This is a genomic window from Streptomyces sp. NPDC055287, assembly GCF_053646035.1.
This window is the reverse complement of record NZ_JBSHNE010000005.1, coordinates 87,129-102,812: the sequence shown is the minus strand read 5'-3', so window position 1 is coordinate 102,812 and position 15,684 is coordinate 87,129. Positions and strand designations below refer to the sequence as shown.

The window sequence follows — 15,684 nt, the reverse complement described above, 5'->3', positions numbered from 1 at the left end:
GGTCCCCCTGGGGCGGAATGGTCGGGCGACGCGGCTTATCGCCGTGCGCTGCGAGACGTCGGGGTGGTGCGAGCGGTTCCGGTGGCGGTGGTGCCGACGGCAGGGGCGGCCGGGTCTCCCGCGTCCGCCGTGCCGGGTGACGCGGCGGCCGCAGGGACGTTCCCGGCCCTGCGCGCGGCCGTCGCGGAGAGCCGGGCGAGCCGGGACTCGGAGTGGTCGAGCCAGCGCGCCTCGGCCTCGGTCTGGAAGATCAGCTGTTCCAGTACGAGCAGCCAGGCGACGTCGTCCCGTGCCTTCTCGCCGTCCCCGCCTTCGACGGCGACCAGGGCCTGGGCCTTGAGGCGCGTGTAGTCCTGCATCGCCCGCAAGGTGGCGTGGCGCTGGGCCTGGATGACGGCCCGGATGTCAACGCCGGGGGCGCCGACGGCCATGGCGAGCTTGATGGCCAGTTCGTCGCGGGGCGGGCTGGCGCGGTCGACGGGCCGCTCGAACCAGCTCCTGAGCTCGCCCCTTCCCGCGTCAGTGATCGCGTAGAGCGCGTGGCCGGCTCCGTCCTCGCCGTCCTGGGCGACCATGCCGTCGCGTTCGAGGCGGGCGAGGGTCGTATAGACCTGGCCGACGTTGAGAGGCCAGGTGGCGCCGGTGCGCGATTCGAACTCGGTGCGCAACTGGGAGCCGTAACGGGGCCCGTGCTCAAGGAGGGCCAGCAGCCCGTGACGGATCGACATACTGAGTATGTATACCGAGTATGCCGCCGTCCGGCCACCTCCTTGAGAAGGACATCGCGCCTAGGCCTTGAGAGGGACAGCCGCCGCACGACGGTCAGTTGCGTCGCAGCCGCAGTCCCAGGAACCCCAGCCCCAGCCCGACCAGAGTCAGCCCCGCACCCAGCGGCAGCACATGGACACCGAGCGGGTCGGACTGCGCCACGACCTGATCGGACCCCTCGTGCGCCGCGCCCGGCGGCTCACCGGAGGGCGAGTCGGTGGGCTCGTGGGCGGGCTCGTCGAGCGCCTCTTCGTGTACGTCCCAGGGCTCGGGCGCGTACGACTTGCGGGGGGTCGGCGAGGCGCCGGACGACCTGGACGCGGAGCCGGACGGTGAGGGGCCGGGCGTCTTGCCGGGGCTGCCGGACGGGCTCACCCCGCTGCTCGGCGACGCCTGCTCGTCCGCCTTCCCGCTCCCACGCGAGGGCGCGTCCTTCTCCGGCTCGCGCCCCGGCCGCGTACGCCCCTCCCCGGCCGGCCGGCCCGCCAGGCTCTTGCCCGGTGAGGCGGCGGGGTCGGAGGGCCGCTCCACCCAGTCCGGCGCCCCGGCGCCCGGCACCAGTTCGTGCTCCTCCTCGTCACCCGGGGCAGGCGACGGCCTGGCGGTGAACACGGGCGTGGGCCCCGGCGCGCGCTCCTCGGCGTGCGCCCCCGAGGCCGGCAGCACCAGCACTGCGGCCACCCCAACCGCCGCGAACCGGACAGCCATGGGACTCCGCCTCCTGAGCCGAAACGCACCGGACCACGATGTGATCCGGACCACTGGGAACAACAGACTCAGCGTCACATGCCGCAACATTTCCGGCACCCCAGGTCACACGAAAGGGGGCCCGCCACGCACGGCGCGTGGCGGGCCCCCTTGACGCTTCCGCACGGGACCGCGCCTGTTCGGCCTAGTCCGAGGGCGGGTTGCCCGTGGAGATCTCGAGCTCGATCGTGGCGTCTTCCGGATCGATGTCGTAACCGCTCTTGGGGAACTGGTTCACCACGAGGTCCTCGCCCCAGGTGGGGTTGTCGACCCTGGTCTCCTTGATCTTCCACCCCGCCGCGTTGAGGCACAGCTTGACCGAGAGGAGGTCCTTGTAGAGGAAGCTCGGCACCGTGACCTTCGCCGGGTCCGTCGCCGATTCCCTGCCCGGCGAGCACTCGGTGGTCTTCATGGTCCTGGTGCGGTCCGGGGCCCGGTATCCGGGCTTCGCCGCCACGTCGCTCTGGGTGGGGTCGGCGGTGACGTCGTCGGCCGGCGGGTCCTCCTTGAGCGAGATCGCGGTGATCACGCCACCGATCGCCAGCAGGACGACCGCGATGGCTCCCACGATCACTGGCATGTTCCGGCCGCCGCCCCCGCCGCCCTGATGCGGCGCCGGAGAGGGTGACATCGTGTACGGCGGCGGGGTCTGCCCGCCTTGCTGCTGCCCCCCTTGGTGCTGCCCGCCCTGGCCCTGCATGCCGTGCGTCGCGTACGGAGCCTGCATCGGCGCCGGGGTCGGGTACCCGTACCCCGACTGCGCGGGGCCGGGGGCCGGTGTGGGCGGACCGTACGGGCCGGGGCCCGGCTGGTAGGGCGTCTGGACGCTGCCGCTCTGCGGGTAGCCCGCCTGTTCGACCGGCGGGAAGACCGCCGATCCGACGCCGGACCCGCTCTGCGAGGGACCGCCGGCGATGATCACCGGTGCGGCGCCCGCCTGGCCCGACCCCGAGACCCGCGTGCACTCGTCGCGCATCGCGGCGGCGCTCGGGAAGCGCTCGTTCGGGTTCTTCTTCAGCGCCCGCGCGACCAGGGCGTCGACCGCCGGAGGGATCGACCGGTTGATCGACGAAGGAGCCACCGGCTCCTCCTGGACGTGGGCGTACGCGATGGCGAGCGGCGAGTCCGCGTCGAACGGCAGCCGCCCGGTCACCAGCTGGAACAGCATGATGCCGACCGAGTACAGGTCGGAGCGCGCGTCGACGCCGCGCCCCAGCGCCTGCTCGGGCGACAGGTACTGCGGCGTACCGACGACCATGCCGGTCTGGGTCATCGACGTGACACCGGACTGCATGGCCCGCGCGATGCCGAAGTCCATGACCTTGACGACATTGCGCTTGTTCATCATCACGTTGCCGGGCTTGATGTCGCGGTGGACCAGGCCCATCTCGTGACTGGTCTCCAGCGCGGCCAGCACGTCCGATGTGATCTTCAGCGCTTTGTCGGCCGGCATGGCGCCGTACTGAGCGATGTCCGCCTGGAGTACGGAGCCGAGCGGCTGCCCCTCGACGTACTCCATGACGATGTACGGCATCAGCGCGCCGTCGAGCTCGTCCTCGCCGGTGTCGAAGACCGAGACGATGTTGGTGTGGGAAAGCTTGGCGACCGCCTGCGCCTCGCGCCGGAACCGCTCGCGGAACGACTGCTCGCGTCCCAGTTCCGTATGCAGCGTCTTGATGGCGACCTGGCGGTCGAGCGCGGAGTCGTACGCGAGGTACACCGACGCCATGCCGCCTTCTCCGAGCAGGTCGCGCAGCTGGTACCGCCCGCCCGCGACCGAGCCGCCCGCGTAGCGGCCCTGTCCGCCGTCCTGGCTCATGACTGTGCTTCCCCCTCAGCGCAAGATTTACGGGCCAAGTCTGCCCGAGGGCACTGACACGTCAAGCGCGATGCCCGTTCCGTGACCGTACGGGCAAGAAGCGTCGCGGAAGCGTTACAGCCCGCGGTCGGCGTGGACCGGTCGCGGGCCGGTCGGGTGCCGGCCGGGGGCAGAGCCAGGGTCGTTCGCGGGTCCGTGCCGGCGGGCCGTCGCGGCCTCGGAATTTGCACGGGTACATCGGCAACGGGTTTGATGGCCGGTCCATCTCGAACCGGGGCGTCGCGCGGAGGCTGTAGCGTGACGTGGCGGAGCACCGAGGCCCTACCTTGAGGCCCATGAGGACGACCGCGGACGCGACGCGGACAGAAACGACGGCGAGGACTGATGGCACCCGAACCCGAGGGAAGCGGCGGCGGAGTGTCGGACGCCCCGGAATCGTGGGGTATGGGCGGGTTGGTCGGCGATGGCCGCTATCGGCTGACGCACCGCCTGGGCCGCGGCGGCATGGCGGAAGTGTTCGCCGCCGAGGACGTACGGCTCGGCCGTACCGTGGCGGTGAAGCTGCTGCGCTCCGACCTTGCGGAAGACCCGACCTCCAAGGCCCGCTTCACCCGTGAGGCACAGTCGGTCGCCGGCCTGAACCACCACGCGGTGGTCGCCGTGTACGACTCCGGCGAGGACCAGGTCGGCGGCAGCGTCGTCCCCTACATCGTGATGGAGCTCGTCGAGGGCCGCACGATCCGCGAGCTGCTGCAGAACGCCGAGGCCCCCGGCCCCGAGCAGGCGTTGATCATCGTCTCCGGCGTACTCGAAGCACTCGCGTACAGCCACCAGCACGGCATCGTGCACCGCGACATCAAGCCCGCGAACGTGATCATCACGCACAGCGGCGCGGTCAAGGTCATGGACTTCGGCATCGCCCGTGCCCTGCACGGCGCGCAGTCGACCATGACGCAGACCGGCATGGTCATGGGTACGCCCCAGTACCTCTCCCCCGAGCAGGCGCTGGGCAAGGCCGTCGACCACCGCAGCGACCTGTACGCGACGGGCTGCCTCCTCTACGAGCTGCTCGCGCTGCGGCCCCCCTTCACCGGCGAGACGCCTCTTTCGGTCGTCTACCAGCACGTGCAGGACATTCCCGTGCCGCCGTCCGAGATGTCGGACGTGGCGCCGCCCGAGCTCGACGGGCTCGTCATGCGCTCGCTGGCCAAGGACCCGGACGACCGGTTCCAGAGCGCCGAGGAGATGCGCGGTCTCGTCCAGTACGGCCTGACCATGCTTCAGGAGCAGGGCAGCCACACCGGCGTGTGGAACACCGGCCCCGTCGAGATGCACGAGGGCGGTCAGACCCCCGCGGGCGGCACCTACGCGACGACGGCGATGGGCCACCCGAACCACGGCGACACCTCGCAGATGCGGGCCGGCGGCGCGATCCTGCCGCCGATGAACCCGGACGACGGGGCGTACGACGGCGGGAACGGCGGCAACCGGGGCGGCCGCGGCAAGATGTGGATCTTCGCCGTGCTCGCGATCATCGCCATCACGGCCGGTGTCGCCTTCGCGGTGAACCGGGCGGGCGGCAACGGCACCGAGGACAAGAAGGACCCGCCGAAGATCACCGACACCCAGACCAAGCCGGAGAAGAAGCCCTCCAAGGAACCGTCGGACGACGAGGAGACCTCGGCCGACACGGACCCGGGCACCTCCTCGAACGGTGGCCAGCAGCCGAGCTGGACCCCGTCCCAGGTCCCGTCGACGTCCCCGAGCGACACCCCGTCGAACACGCCCAGCACCACGCCGTCGACTCCGTCGGAGACCGATCCGGGCACGACGACGGAGGGCGGCACCGACGACGGCGGTACGACCGAGGGCGGCACCGACGACGGCGGTACGACCGAGGGTGACAACGGCGACCCCGGCACGGACCCGGGCGGCACGGACCCGGGCGGTACGGACGCCGGTGGCACCGACGCGGGCGGCACGGACGCGGGCGGCACCGACGTCGGGGGTACCGACGCCGGCGCCACCACCCCCTGAGTCCGGCTCACCCCGCGAACGCCTCGCACACCGCCTCGTACTCCTTCGTCCACCAGACCGCCAGGGCCGACGCCGCAGGAAACTGCGGGTCGGCCCTCCGGTCGTGCCGCTGGTAGCGCCAGCGCAGTATCCAGAAGTCGTTGAGCCGCTCCCACCACACCCGGTGCACCGCCGCGGCCAGCTCCGGTGCCCCGGCCCCGGCGGCCCGCCGGTACGCGGCCGCGTACGCCCGCACCTTCGCGAGCTCCAGCTTCCCGTCCGGCCGTACGAAGAAGATCGCGGCGGCCCGTACCGCCTCCTCCGCGCGCGGCTGCACCGCGAGCCGGTCCCAGTCGACGATCGCGGCGGGCTCGGCGCCCCGGTAGAGCAGATTCAGCGGATGGAAGTCGCCGTGCACCCACCCGGTGGCGGGCTCGGCGACCGGCGGGGGGCGCCGGTCGGCGTGCCGCTCCAGGAGTGCCCGGCGCTCCACGAGGCGGTGCTCGGCCAGTACGTCGAAGGTGTCCCGGGGCCGCTGCCCGCGCGCCAGCGGCAGCAGCTCGTCGATCAGGGCGAAGGTGTCGGCGGGGTCGGCGCAGTCGTGCGTACGCGCGCCTGCCTCCTCCGCTCCGGCCTCGTCCATCACCCGGCCGATCATCACCCGGTCGAGGCAGGTGTGCACGAGCCCCAGCAGCGCCCCCAGCCTTCGCGACTCCACCGTCGTCAGCTGGGCGCCGTCCCGGTGCCGGCCATCGACCCAGGGGTGCAGGGCGTAGCAGCGGCCGCCGATCACGGTGACGGTGCCGCCGTGGGCGTCCTCGACGGGCGGCGCGACGGGGACGCCGAAGGCCTGGAGGTGGCGGGTGGCGCGGTGCTGGCGCCTGATCGTGTCGCGGTCGCCGTCGAGGTGGTGCTTGAGGAAGTAGTCGCCGCGGGTGGTGACGAGGCGGTAGCCGTGGTTGAGCAGGCCCTGGGCCACGGGTTCGCAGGAGAGCGGCTCGCCCGGATCGCGGTAGCGGCGCAGCAGGTCGCCGACGGGCGGCGGAGGGGCGAGTACAGATGAGCGTGGCACCCGCCAGATGTTAGATCACGGAGTCACAGAGCGTGCTCGCACTGTCGCTCCGGGGCGCTGTTCAGGGTGTGCGCGGTGACGAACTGCGGCTCGATGCGCATGTAGACGGGGTCGAAGAGCTCGCCGTCGACGTAAAGGGGGCCGCGTCCGAACAGCTCCAGTTCCTCGTCGGCGGGCTCGAAGATCTCGGCGGTGCCGGTGCACTGGACGGCCCACAGGGCGCCGTCGCCGGGGACCGGGGCGGCATGGAAATTGTCCGCGCCGTAGGCGACCACGCTGCCGTGACAGGCCTGGTGGTGGTTGAAACCCGCGTGCATGCGCAGCAGTACGCGGCCCTGTACGACGATGTGGCGCGCGACGGCGAGGAACGGCAGGGCCCGCATGCTCGTGGCGACTCGGCCGTAGGGGACACGGCGGAGCAGTTCGATGGCGCGGAGATCCTGGTCCTCGGTGGGCATGGCTCATACTCTCGGCCACCCGGGGCGGGCAGAACAGGGACGGAAGTCCCGAATGGCGTAAGTGCCGTGCACGGAAGCGCCGCGTACGGGGGACGGGCATGCGAGGGGGCTAGCGGCGCTCTTCCGCCTGCTTGCGCGCCACATAGGCGGCGGCCTGCGAGCGGCGCTCCATGCCCAGCTTGGAGAGCAGGCTGGAGACGTAGTTCTTGATGGTCTTCTCCGCGAGATGCAGGCGCTCACCGATGACCCGGTTGGTCAGGCCCTCGCCGATCAGGTCGAGGATCCTGCGCTCCTGCTCGGTGAGGTTCGCGAGCCGGCTGTCGCCCTTGGAACCGTTGCCGTTGCCGTCACCCGAACGAAGCCGTTCCAGGACCCGGGCGGTGGCCACCGGGTCGAGCAGCGACTTGCCGGCCGCCACGTCGCGTACGGCCGCCAGCAGCTCATTGCCGCGGATCGCCTTCAGGACGTATCCGGACGCACCCGCCATGATGGCGTCGAAAAGTGCCTCGTCGTCGGCGAACGAGGTGAGCATCAGGCATTTGATGGCCTCATTCTGCGAACGGACTTCGCGGCAGACCTCCACACCGCTCCCGTCGGGCAGCCGGACGTCGAGAACGGCCACGTCGGGGCGGGTCGCAAGGATCCTGACCTGGGCTTCTGCGGCGGTACCGGCCTCGCCGACCACCTCGATGTCGTCCTCCACGGAGAGCAGCTCGTGGACGCCGCGACGCACCACCTCGTGGTCGTCGACGAGAAATACGGTGATTTTTCCATCTTCGGGCACGCCGTCATCCTTACATGCGAACTCTTCCCGTGCCCCGGGTCGCCGGGATAACGTGCCCCTGTTCCGGCGGCCCGCAAGGCTGTGACCAGTGGTTGTTCCCGAATTCTTCGATTTACTTGGATTTCCAAGCAAAATCGCAGGTCAAATGGGGTTTCGCAGTTATGCGAGGCACTGGGTAACGTTCCTTTGGCAGGGCGTTTCGCCGGGGCACCTGTCACACCTGTTCCCGGCCGAGTCGCACCCACCCCGTGCACGAGGACGCAAGCAGGTGAGCCGCACTGGTCACCGGCAGACCCCGGGGGCCGGACAGACGGAGGAGCACGCACGTGACCGTGGAGAGCACTGCCGCGCGTAAGCCGCGACGCAGCAGCACCAAGCGCGTCAGCGCCAAGAAACCCCAGCGATCCGAGCCGGAGCTCGTACAGCTGCTCACCCCCGAGGGCGAGCGGGTCGAACACCCGGACTACTCGATCGATCTCACCCCGGACGAATTGCTCGGCCTGTACCGGGACATGGTCCTGACCCGCCGCTTCGACGCCGAGGCCACCGCGCTCCAGCGTCAGGGAGAGCTGGGCCTGTGGGCCTCGCTGCTCGGCCAGGAGGCGGCCCAGATCGGCTCCGGACGCGCTCTCCGTGACGACGACTACGTCTTTCCGACGTACCGCGAGCACGGCGTCGCCTGGTGCCGTGGCGTCGACCCGACCAATTTGCTGGGAATGTTCCGTGGCGTGAACCACGGTGGCTGGGACCCCAGCACCAACAATTTCCATCTGTACACGATCGTGATCGGCTCGCAGACGCTGCACGCGACCGGTTACGCGATGGGTGTCGCCAAGGACGGCGCGGACTCCGCGGTCGTCGCGTACTTCGGCGACGGTGCCTCCAGCCAGGGCGACGTCGCCGAATCGTTCACCTTCTCCGCGGTCTACAACGCGCCGGTCGTCTTCTTCTGCCAGAACAACCAGTGGGCGATCTCCGAGCCCACCGAGCGCCAGACCCGCGTTCCGCTCTACCAGCGCGCGCAGGGCTTCGGCTTCCCGGGTGTCCGGGTCGACGGCAACGACGTACTGGCCTGCCTGGCCGTGACCCGTGACGCGCTGGAGCGCGCCCGCCGGGGCGAGGGCCCGACGCTGGTCGAGGCGTTCACGTACCGCATGGGCGCCCACACCACCTCGGACGACCCGACGAAGTACCGGGCCGACGAGGAGCGCGAGGCGTGGGAGGCGAAGGACCCGATCCTGCGCCTGCGCACGTACCTGGAGAACGAGGGCGTCGCGGACGATGCCTTCTTCGCGGAGCTCGAGGTGGAGTCGGAGTCGCTGGGCAAGCGGGTCCGCGAGGCGGTGCGGGCGATGCCCGACCCCGACCAGATGGCGATCTTCGAGAACGTCTACGCGGACGGCCACGCCCTCGTCGACGAGGAGCGCGCGCAGTTCGCCGCCTACCAGGCGTCCTTCGCCGAGTCAGTGGAGGGCAAGTAGACATGACCGTGCAGTCTGTACAGAAACTTCCCCTCGCCAAGGCGATCAACGAGTCGCTGCGCAAGGCACTCGACACCGACCCCAAGGTCCTCATCATGGGCGAGGACGTCGGAAAGCTCGGCGGCGTCTTCCGTGTCACGGACGGCCTCCAGAAGGACTTCGGCGAGGAGCGGGTCATCGACACCCCGCTCGCCGAGTCCGGCATCGTGGGTACGGCGATCGGCCTGGCCCTGCGCGGCTACCGCCCGGTCGTGGAGATCCAGTTCGACGGCTTCGTCTTCCCGGCGTACGACCAGATCGTCACGCAGCTCGCCAAGATGCACGCGCGTTCGCTCGGCAAGATCAAGATGCCGGTCGTCATCCGCATTCCGTACGGCGGCGGCATCGGCGCGGTCGAGCACCACAGTGAGTCGCCCGAGGCGCTGTTCGCGCACGTGGCGGGCCTGAAGGTGGTATCGCCGTCCAACTCCTCGGACGCCTACTGGATGATGCAGCAGGCCATCCAGAGCGACGACCCGGTGATCTTCTTCGAGCCGAAGCGGCGCTACTGGGACAAGAGCGAGGTCGACACCGAGGCCATCCCGGGCCCGCTCCACAAGGCGCGGGTCGTGCGTGAGGGCTCCGACCTGACGCTCGCCGCGTACGGCCCGATGGTGAAGGTCTGCACGGAGGCGGCAGCGGCGGCGGCCGAGGAGGGCAAGTCCCTCGAGGTCGTCGACCTGCGGTCGATGTCCCCGATCGACTTCGACACGATCCAGACGTCGGTGGAGAAGACCGGTCACCTGGTCGTCGTCCACGAGGCGCCCGTCTTCTACGGCTCGGGCGCGGAGATCGCCGCTCGCATCACGGAGCGGTGCTTCTACCACCTGGAGGCGCCGGTGCTGAGGGTGGGCGGCTTCCACGCGCCGTACCCGCCGGCGCGCCTGGAGGAGGAGTACTTGCCGGGGCTTGACCGGGTACTCGACGCCGTCGACCGCTCGCTTGCGTACTGAGGAGAGCCGTGACGATGACTGAGACTTCCGCTCCTGCCGCTGACACGGCACGCTTTCGCGAGTTCAAGATGCCCGATGTGGGCGAGGGCCTGACCGAGGCCGAAATCCTCAAGTGGTACGTCCAGCCGGGCGACACCGTCACCGACGGCCAGGTGGTGTGCGAGGTCGAGACGGCGAAGGCCGCCGTAGAGCTGCCGATCCCGTACGACGGCGTGGTGCACGAGCTTCGCTTCGGCGAGGGCGTGACGGTCGACGTCGGCCAGGTGATCATCACGGTGGACGTGGCGCCGGGCACCCCCGACGTGACGCGGGCCCCGGTGGCCGAGCCCGAGCCCACGCCGGCGTCCGAGCCGGAGGAGGCCAAGCCCGCGGCCCGCCAGCCGGTGCTGGTCGGCTACGGCGTCTCCGAAGCCTCGACCAAGCGCCGCGCGCGCAAGGGCGCGGCGGCTCCGGAGGCCGCGGTGGCGGCGGCGATCCAGACCGAGCTCAACGGTCACGGGCACGGCGCCACGGCCGCGCCCGAGTCCCGCCCGCTGGCGAAGCCGCCGGTCCGCAAGCTCGCCAAGGACCTGGGCATCGACCTGGCCACGATCGTCCCGACCGGGCCCGACGGGATCATCACCCGCGAGGACGTCCACGCGGCGGCCGCGACGCCGGTGCACCCGGAGCCGGCCGCGGCCCGGGAGCCCGAGCCGGCCGTTGCTGTGGCCGCGGTACCGGCCGCCGCCGGCGCGCCCCGGGAGACCCGTACTCCCGTCAAGGGTGTACGCAAAGCGATCGCGGCGGCCATGGTGAACAGCGCGTTCACCGCGCCGCACGTCACGGAATTCATCACCTTCGACATCACCCGCACGATGAAGCTCGTCGACGAGCTGAAGTCCGACAAGGACATGGCGGGCCTGCGCGTCAACCCGCTCCTCCTGATCGCCAAGGCGCTCCTGGTCGCGATCAAGCGCAACCCGGACGTCAACGCGTCCTGGGACGAGGAGAACCAGGAGATCGTGCACAAGCAGTACGTGAACCTGGGCATCGCGGCGGCCACACCGCGCGGTCTGATCGTCCCGAACATCAAGGACGCCCAGGCGAAGACCCTGCCGGAACTCGCGGCGGCGCTGGGCGAGCTGGTGGCGACGGCCCGCGAGGGCAAGACGTCGCCGGCGGCGATGCAGGGCGGCACGGTGACCATCACCAACGTCGGCGTCTTCGGCGTCGACACCGGTACGCCGATCCTGAACCCGGGCGAGTCCGCGATCCTCGCGGTCGGCGCGATCAAGCTCCAGCCGTGGGTCCACAAGGGCAAGGTGAAGCCCCGACAGGTCACCACGCTGGCGCTGTCCTTCGACCACCGCCTGGTCGACGGCGAACTGGGCTCCAGGGTCCTGGCCGACGTGGCGGCGATCCTGGAACAGCCGAAGCGCCTGATCACCTGGGCCTGATTCGCTTGATCCGCCTGATGCGGTGACGTACGACGATGCCCCGCCGGGAATTCCGGCGGGGCATCGTCGTACGGTCGCTGATCAGTCCTGCTGTGCGCCCGAGGGCAGGGTGCGCAGCTTCATGGGCGACGACGTGGTGCTGGTGCCGAAGCCGTAGTTCAGGATCTTGGCGGCGTCGTTGTAGCGGTTGGTGACGCTGGTGCTGTTGAGGACGACGCCGATGAGGGTCTTGCTGCCGCGGGTGGCGGCGAAGACCAGGCAGGGGCCGGCCGTCGAGCCGGTGCCGGTCTTGATGCCGATGGCGCCGCTGTAGGAGCCCAGCATCTTGTTGGTGTTGTACCAGGTGTACGTTCGGGTACCGCCCGTGCTGGTCGTCGCGGTGCTCTTGTACGACGTCGCCTTGACGACGGAGCGGAAGGTGGAGTTCTTCATGGCGTAGCGGGCGAGCTTCGCCAGGTCGCGCGGCGTCGTGTAGTTGTTGCCGGTCGCCGAGATGCCGTCGAAGGAGTCGAACTTGGTGTTCGTCAGGCCGAGGGACCCGGCCTTCGCGTTCATCTTCGAGATGAAGGACTTCTTGCGCGCGGCGACGGTGGTGCCCGTGCCGAAGGCGTCGGCCAGGGCGTACGCCGCGTCGCAGCCGGAGGGCAGCATCGTCCCGTACAGCAGCTGACGGACGGTCACCTTGTCGCCGGTCCTCAGATCGGCGGTGCTCGCGCCCTGCGCGGTGACGTAGTCGCGGTAGGCCTGCTTGACGGTCACCTTGCGGTTGAGGTCGACGTTGGTCGTGCTGAGCACCACGGCTGCCGTCATGATCTTCGTCGTGCTGGCCATCTGGCGCTTGGTGTCCGCGCCCTTCTTGTAGACCGTGGCGCCGGTCGCGTTGTTCAGCAGGAACGCGCCCTTCGCGGTGACCGTCGGCGCGGTGGCCGCCTGCGCGGGCGTGGCCAGGGGCGAGACGGTCAGCAGCGCGCCGGTGGTGACGAGGACCGCGGCGGCTTTGCGGACGGCCGGGAGGCTGGTGATCAAAGAACGCTCCGAAGTTCGCGAATGCGTTGAAATGGGACCACCCTGGAATGAGGGTCCCGACAAGAGACGCACGAGCTCCCCGAATGGATGTACGTGTGCGGGAGATTGCCTCGTTCCGGGATGCGGACGCGGCTTTCTGTTGAACCCTGTTGTATCTATGCTGTGCGCATGCCTGCCGCGCCTCCCGCCTCGCCCCCTGTCGTCAAGCAGCCCCCTGTCGTCAAGCAGCCCCCCGCCGCCGACCGCGTCTACGCCCACATCAAGAAGGGCGTCCTCGACCGCCATTACGAAGGCGGCACCCTGCTCACCGAGGGCGACCTGGCCGACGCCGTCGGCGTCTCCAGGACGCCCGTACGGGAGGCGCTGCTGCGGCTGGAAGTCGAGGGGCTCATCAAGCTCTATCCGAAGAAGGGTGCCCTCGTCCTCGCCGTCTCCGCCCAGGAGATCGCCGACGTCGTCGAAACCCGGCTGCTGGTCGAGGAGTTCGCGGTGCGTCGCGCCGTACCGGCGTCCCCCGCCCTCGTCGCCCGGCTCGAAGAGCTGCTGGAGGAGCAGAAGCGGCGCGCCCTCGAAGGCGATCTCGCCGAAGTCGCCGTCACCGACCGGTGCTTCCACGCCGAGATCGTCCGCAACGCCGGGAACCAGATCCTCTCCCGCCTCTACGACCAGCTCCGTGACCGCCAGCTGCGCATGGGCGTCACCATCATGGAGGCGCACCCGGACCGCATCGCCAAGAACATCACCGAGCACGCCGAGATGCTCGAAGCCATCAGGGCGGGTGATGCCGAAGGAGCGGCCCAGTGCGTACGCCGCCACGTCAGCCGGGTCAAGGTTCTCGTCCGGGGCGACGACCGGTGAGCGGGAGCCCGGGGAAGGGGAGCGGGGGCTCCTCGGCCTCGCTGCCCGGCGACCCGCCCGGCGGCCGGCGGGCCGCCGCCGTCTGGGGCATCGGCGTCGCCGTCTACTTCGTCGCGGTCATCTTCCGTACGAGCCTGGGAGTCGCCGGCCTCGACGCCGCGGACCGGTTCGCCGTCAACGCCTCCGCGCTGTCGACGTTCTCGATCCTCCAGCTCCTCGTGTACGCGGGCATGCAGATACCCGTCGGCCTCCTCGTCGACCGCTTCGGGACCAAGAAGGTCCTGACCCTCGGCGTCGTGCTCTTCACCCTCGGCCAGACCGCCTTCGCCCTCTCCCCCTCGTACGGCATGGCCCTCGCCGCCCGAGCCCTGCTCGGCTGCGGTGACGCGATGACGTTCATCGCCGTACTGCGCCTCGGCGCCCGCTGGTTCCCCGCCCGCCGCGGGCCGCTCATCGCGCAGGTCGCGGCCCTGTGCGGAATGGCGGGCAACCTCGTCTCGACGCTCGTCATCGCCCGTCTGCTGCACGGCGTCGGCTGGACCGCCACCTTCGCGGGCAGCTCGCTCGCCGGGGTGTTCGTGCTCGTCCTGCTGCTGCTGTTTCTGAAAGACCACCCCGAGGGCCACGAGCCGGCGCCCGCCGAGCACGCGGGCGCGGCGTACGTCCGCAGGCAGATCGCCGCCGCGTGGCGCGAGCCCGGGACACGGCTGGGGATGTGGGTGCACTTCACGACGCAGTTCCCGGCGATGGTGTTCCTGCTGCTGTGGGGCATGCCGTTCCTGGTCGAGGCGCAGGGACTGTCCCGGGGGACGGCCGGCGAGCTGCTGACGCTCGTCGTGCTCTCCAACATGGCCCTCGGCCTGGTGTACGGGCAGCTGATCGCCCGTCATGGCGCCGCCCGCGCACCGCTCGCCCTCGGCACCGTCGGGAGCACCGCCCTGCTGTGGGCGGCGGTCATCGCCCACCCGGGGGACCACGCGCCGATGTGGCTGCTCGTCACGCTGTGCGCGGTGCTCGGCGCCTGCGGTCCGGCCTCGATGATCGGATTCGACTTCGCCCGCCCCGCCAACCCGCCCGAGCGCCAGGGCACCGCCTCCGGCATCGTCAACATGGGCGGCTTCGTCGCCTCGATGACCACGCTGCTCGCGGTGGGCGTGCTGCTCGACGCGACCGGCGACAACTACCGGATCGCGTTCGCCTCGGTCTTCGTGCTGGAGGCGCTCGGCGTCGTACAGATCCTGCGTCTGCGCAGGCGGACCGCCCGCCGGGAGCGCGACCACCTGGTCGCCAGCCGCGTCGAGGCGGTGCACGTCCCGGCCTGAGAGCGCCCCCGGGCTACGGCGTGACCGCGAAGTTGCGCAGGATCGCGTCCGCCAGCGCCTGGTCGCCCTCGACCTTGACGCGGTCGGCGACGGCCTCGAGGCGGACCCGGCCGCAGGCCAGGCGTACGTACGTCTCCCAGTCCATGCCGATCGTCGCGAGCGGGCCGAGCGACGGAGTGCCGTCCACCGAGCCGCGGCCGTCCGCGTCCACCCGGACCGTGCGCATGAACTCGACCGGGCCGTGCACGTCGAAGACGACCGCCGAGTTGGCGGGCGCGCCGGCGTGCTTCGCGACGACCTTTGGCAGGCCGTGCACCAGGATGTCGCGGGCGACGATCGCGCCGGGCGAGTCGAGGTTGCCGGGCCGGCCGAACGTCGTACGCAGGTCCTGCTCGTGCACCCAGGTGTCGAACGCCCGCATCCGCAGGGCCAGTTCCAGGGTCTGCTCGGCGCCGAGCGGGGCGCGGACCATGGTGTCGGGGGAGCGGGTCTCGTTGCGCAGCTGACGCGCGCGGCGGATGATCGTGTACTCGAGTTCCGAGGTCATCTCCGGCGCGGTGTGGTGGCGCCGTACGTCGACCTGCATCTCCATGTACCGGGCGAACTCCGAGGTCACGTGGTAGAGGTCGCGCGGCAGCGAGTGGATCGGGCGGGGGTCGCCGAGCATCTCGCACTCCATGCCGATGATGTGCGAGACGATGTCGCGCACCGACCAGCCTGGGCACGGCGTACGGCGGTTCCACTCCCCCTCGACGAGCGGAGTCACCAGCTCGGATATCGCTTCGATGGAGTGGGTCCAGGCTTCGGCGTATGTCTGGAGGCTGGGATGGACGGTCACGGGACCCCTCGTGCGGTTCAGTGGCGGTGGCGCGGGCTGGCTGGTCTGGCGGGCTTGCTGACTGGCT

The 15,684-nt window shown here is 70.5% G+C and carries 14 protein-coding genes; 6 read left to right on the top strand and 8 right to left on the bottom strand.

Annotated features, from left to right (window positions below; all coding sequences use genetic code 11):
* Positions 1-35 precede the first annotated feature (35 nt).
* The 3 genes from ACWIHY_RS10440 to ACWIHY_RS10430 all read right to left on the bottom strand — a co-directional run bounded on the left by ACWIHY_RS10440 (position 36) and on the right by ACWIHY_RS10430 (position 3,334).
* On the bottom strand, positions 36-728 hold the full coding sequence (locus tag ACWIHY_RS10440; RefSeq protein ID WP_454375235.1) for a PadR family transcriptional regulator: 693 nt from the start codon (positions 726-728) through the stop codon (positions 36-38).
* A 94-nt stretch (positions 729-822) separates the two neighbouring features.
* Positions 823-1,476, bottom strand: a complete 654-nt coding sequence (locus tag ACWIHY_RS10435) for a hypothetical protein (RefSeq protein ID WP_454375234.1) — start codon at positions 1,474-1,476, stop codon at positions 823-825.
* A gap of 184 nt (positions 1,477-1,660) precedes the next feature.
* Positions 1,661-3,334, bottom strand: a complete 1,674-nt coding sequence (locus ACWIHY_RS10430) for a protein kinase domain-containing protein (protein WP_454375233.1) — start codon at positions 3,332-3,334, stop codon at positions 1,661-1,663.
* 384 nt (positions 3,335-3,718) lie between these two features.
* Here ACWIHY_RS10430 and ACWIHY_RS10425 point away from each other — a divergent pair, with 384 nt between their 5' ends.
* Entirely contained in the window at positions 3,719-5,371 is a 1,653-nt protein-coding gene (locus tag ACWIHY_RS10425; RefSeq protein WP_454375232.1) for a protein kinase domain-containing protein, read from the top strand.
* 7 nt (positions 5,372-5,378) lie between these two features.
* Here the strand turns inward: ACWIHY_RS10425 and ACWIHY_RS10420 are convergent, their stop codons facing one another.
* The 3 genes from ACWIHY_RS10420 to ACWIHY_RS10410 all read right to left on the bottom strand — a co-directional run bounded on the left by ACWIHY_RS10420 (position 5,379) and on the right by ACWIHY_RS10410 (position 7,664).
* Entirely contained in the window at positions 5,379-6,422 is a 1,044-nt protein-coding gene (locus ACWIHY_RS10420; RefSeq protein WP_454375231.1) for a phosphotransferase, read from the bottom strand.
* A 23-nt stretch (positions 6,423-6,445) separates the two neighbouring features.
* The gene (locus tag ACWIHY_RS10415; protein ID WP_454375230.1) at positions 6,446-6,880 is read right to left on the bottom strand and encodes a pyridoxamine 5'-phosphate oxidase family protein; all 435 of its coding nucleotides are present in this window, start codon (positions 6,878-6,880) and stop codon (positions 6,446-6,448) included.
* A 109-nt stretch (positions 6,881-6,989) separates the two neighbouring features.
* Positions 6,990-7,664 (bottom strand): response regulator, encoded by a 675-nt coding sequence (locus tag ACWIHY_RS10410; protein WP_454375229.1) that lies wholly within the window; start codon positions 7,662-7,664, stop codon positions 6,990-6,992.
* A gap of 326 nt (positions 7,665-7,990) precedes the next feature.
* On the opposite strand from ACWIHY_RS10410, the gene pdhA reads away from it, so the two are divergent.
* The 3 genes from pdhA to ACWIHY_RS10395 are packed head-to-tail and all read left to right on the top strand — an operon-like array spanning position 7,991 to position 11,573.
* Entirely contained in the window at positions 7,991-9,145 is a 1,155-nt protein-coding gene (gene pdhA, locus ACWIHY_RS10405; RefSeq protein ID WP_454375228.1) for a pyruvate dehydrogenase (acetyl-transferring) E1 component subunit alpha, read from the top strand.
* Between the two features lie 2 nt (positions 9,146-9,147).
* Positions 9,148-10,137, top strand: a complete 990-nt coding sequence (locus tag ACWIHY_RS10400; protein WP_454375227.1) for an alpha-ketoacid dehydrogenase subunit beta — start codon at positions 9,148-9,150, stop codon at positions 10,135-10,137.
* Positions 10,138-10,151: 14 nt separating this feature from the next.
* On the top strand, positions 10,152-11,573 hold the full coding sequence (locus ACWIHY_RS10395; protein ID WP_454375226.1) for a dihydrolipoamide acetyltransferase family protein: 1,422 nt from the start codon (positions 10,152-10,154) through the stop codon (positions 11,571-11,573).
* Positions 11,574-11,654: 81 nt separating this feature from the next.
* Here the strand turns inward: ACWIHY_RS10395 and ACWIHY_RS10390 are convergent, their stop codons facing one another.
* Positions 11,655-12,599 carry a D-alanyl-D-alanine carboxypeptidase family protein gene (locus ACWIHY_RS10390; RefSeq protein ID WP_454375225.1) on the bottom strand — a complete coding sequence of 315 codons (945 nt, stop codon included), beginning with the start codon at positions 12,597-12,599 and terminating at the stop codon, positions 11,655-11,657.
* A 168-nt stretch (positions 12,600-12,767) separates the two neighbouring features.
* On the opposite strand from ACWIHY_RS10390, the gene ACWIHY_RS10385 reads away from it, so the two are divergent.
* Together ACWIHY_RS10385 and ACWIHY_RS10380 are read left to right on the top strand one after the other, a co-directional pair.
* Positions 12,768-13,457 carry a GntR family transcriptional regulator gene (locus tag ACWIHY_RS10385; RefSeq protein WP_454375224.1) on the top strand — a complete coding sequence of 230 codons (690 nt, stop codon included), beginning with the start codon at positions 12,768-12,770 and terminating at the stop codon, positions 13,455-13,457.
* Positions 13,454-14,779 carry an MFS transporter gene (locus ACWIHY_RS10380; RefSeq protein ID WP_454375223.1) on the top strand — a complete coding sequence of 442 codons (1,326 nt, stop codon included), beginning with the start codon at positions 13,454-13,456 and terminating at the stop codon, positions 14,777-14,779. The genes ACWIHY_RS10385 and ACWIHY_RS10380 overlap by 4 nt, the downstream gene beginning before the upstream one ends.
* A gap of 13 nt (positions 14,780-14,792) precedes the next feature.
* Here the strand turns inward: ACWIHY_RS10380 and ACWIHY_RS10375 are convergent, their stop codons facing one another.
* A complete protein-coding gene (locus ACWIHY_RS10375; protein ID WP_454375222.1) occupies positions 14,793-15,617 on the bottom strand; it encodes a maleylpyruvate isomerase family mycothiol-dependent enzyme in 825 nt (274 codons plus the stop codon).
* Between the last annotated feature and the right edge of the window lie 67 nt (positions 15,618-15,684).

What these genes read in the sequence shown, in the direction of transcription:
- ACWIHY_RS10440 (WP_454375235.1), bottom strand. Translation starts at nt 728, where the DNA reads ATGTCGATCCGTCACGGGCTGCTGGCCCTCCTTGAGCACGGGCCCCGT.
- ACWIHY_RS10435 (WP_454375234.1), bottom strand. Translation starts at nt 1,476, where the DNA reads ATGGCTGTCCGGTTCGCGGCGGTTGGGGTGGCCGCAGTGCTGGTGCTG.
- ACWIHY_RS10430 (WP_454375233.1), bottom strand. Translation starts at nt 3,334, where the DNA reads ATGAGCCAGGACGGCGGACAGGGCCGCTACGCGGGCGGCTCGGTCGCG.
- ACWIHY_RS10425 (WP_454375232.1), top strand. Translation starts at nt 3,719, where the DNA reads ATGGCACCCGAACCCGAGGGAAGCGGCGGCGGAGTGTCGGACGCCCCG.
- ACWIHY_RS10415 (WP_454375230.1), bottom strand. Translation starts at nt 6,880, where the DNA reads ATGCCCACCGAGGACCAGGATCTCCGCGCCATCGAACTGCTCCGCCGT.
- ACWIHY_RS10400 (WP_454375227.1), top strand. Translation starts at nt 9,148, where the DNA reads ATGACCGTGCAGTCTGTACAGAAACTTCCCCTCGCCAAGGCGATCAAC.
- ACWIHY_RS10395 (WP_454375226.1), top strand. Translation starts at nt 10,152, where the DNA reads ATGACTGAGACTTCCGCTCCTGCCGCTGACACGGCACGCTTTCGCGAG.
- ACWIHY_RS10385 (WP_454375224.1), top strand. Translation starts at nt 12,768, where the DNA reads ATGCCTGCCGCGCCTCCCGCCTCGCCCCCTGTCGTCAAGCAGCCCCCT.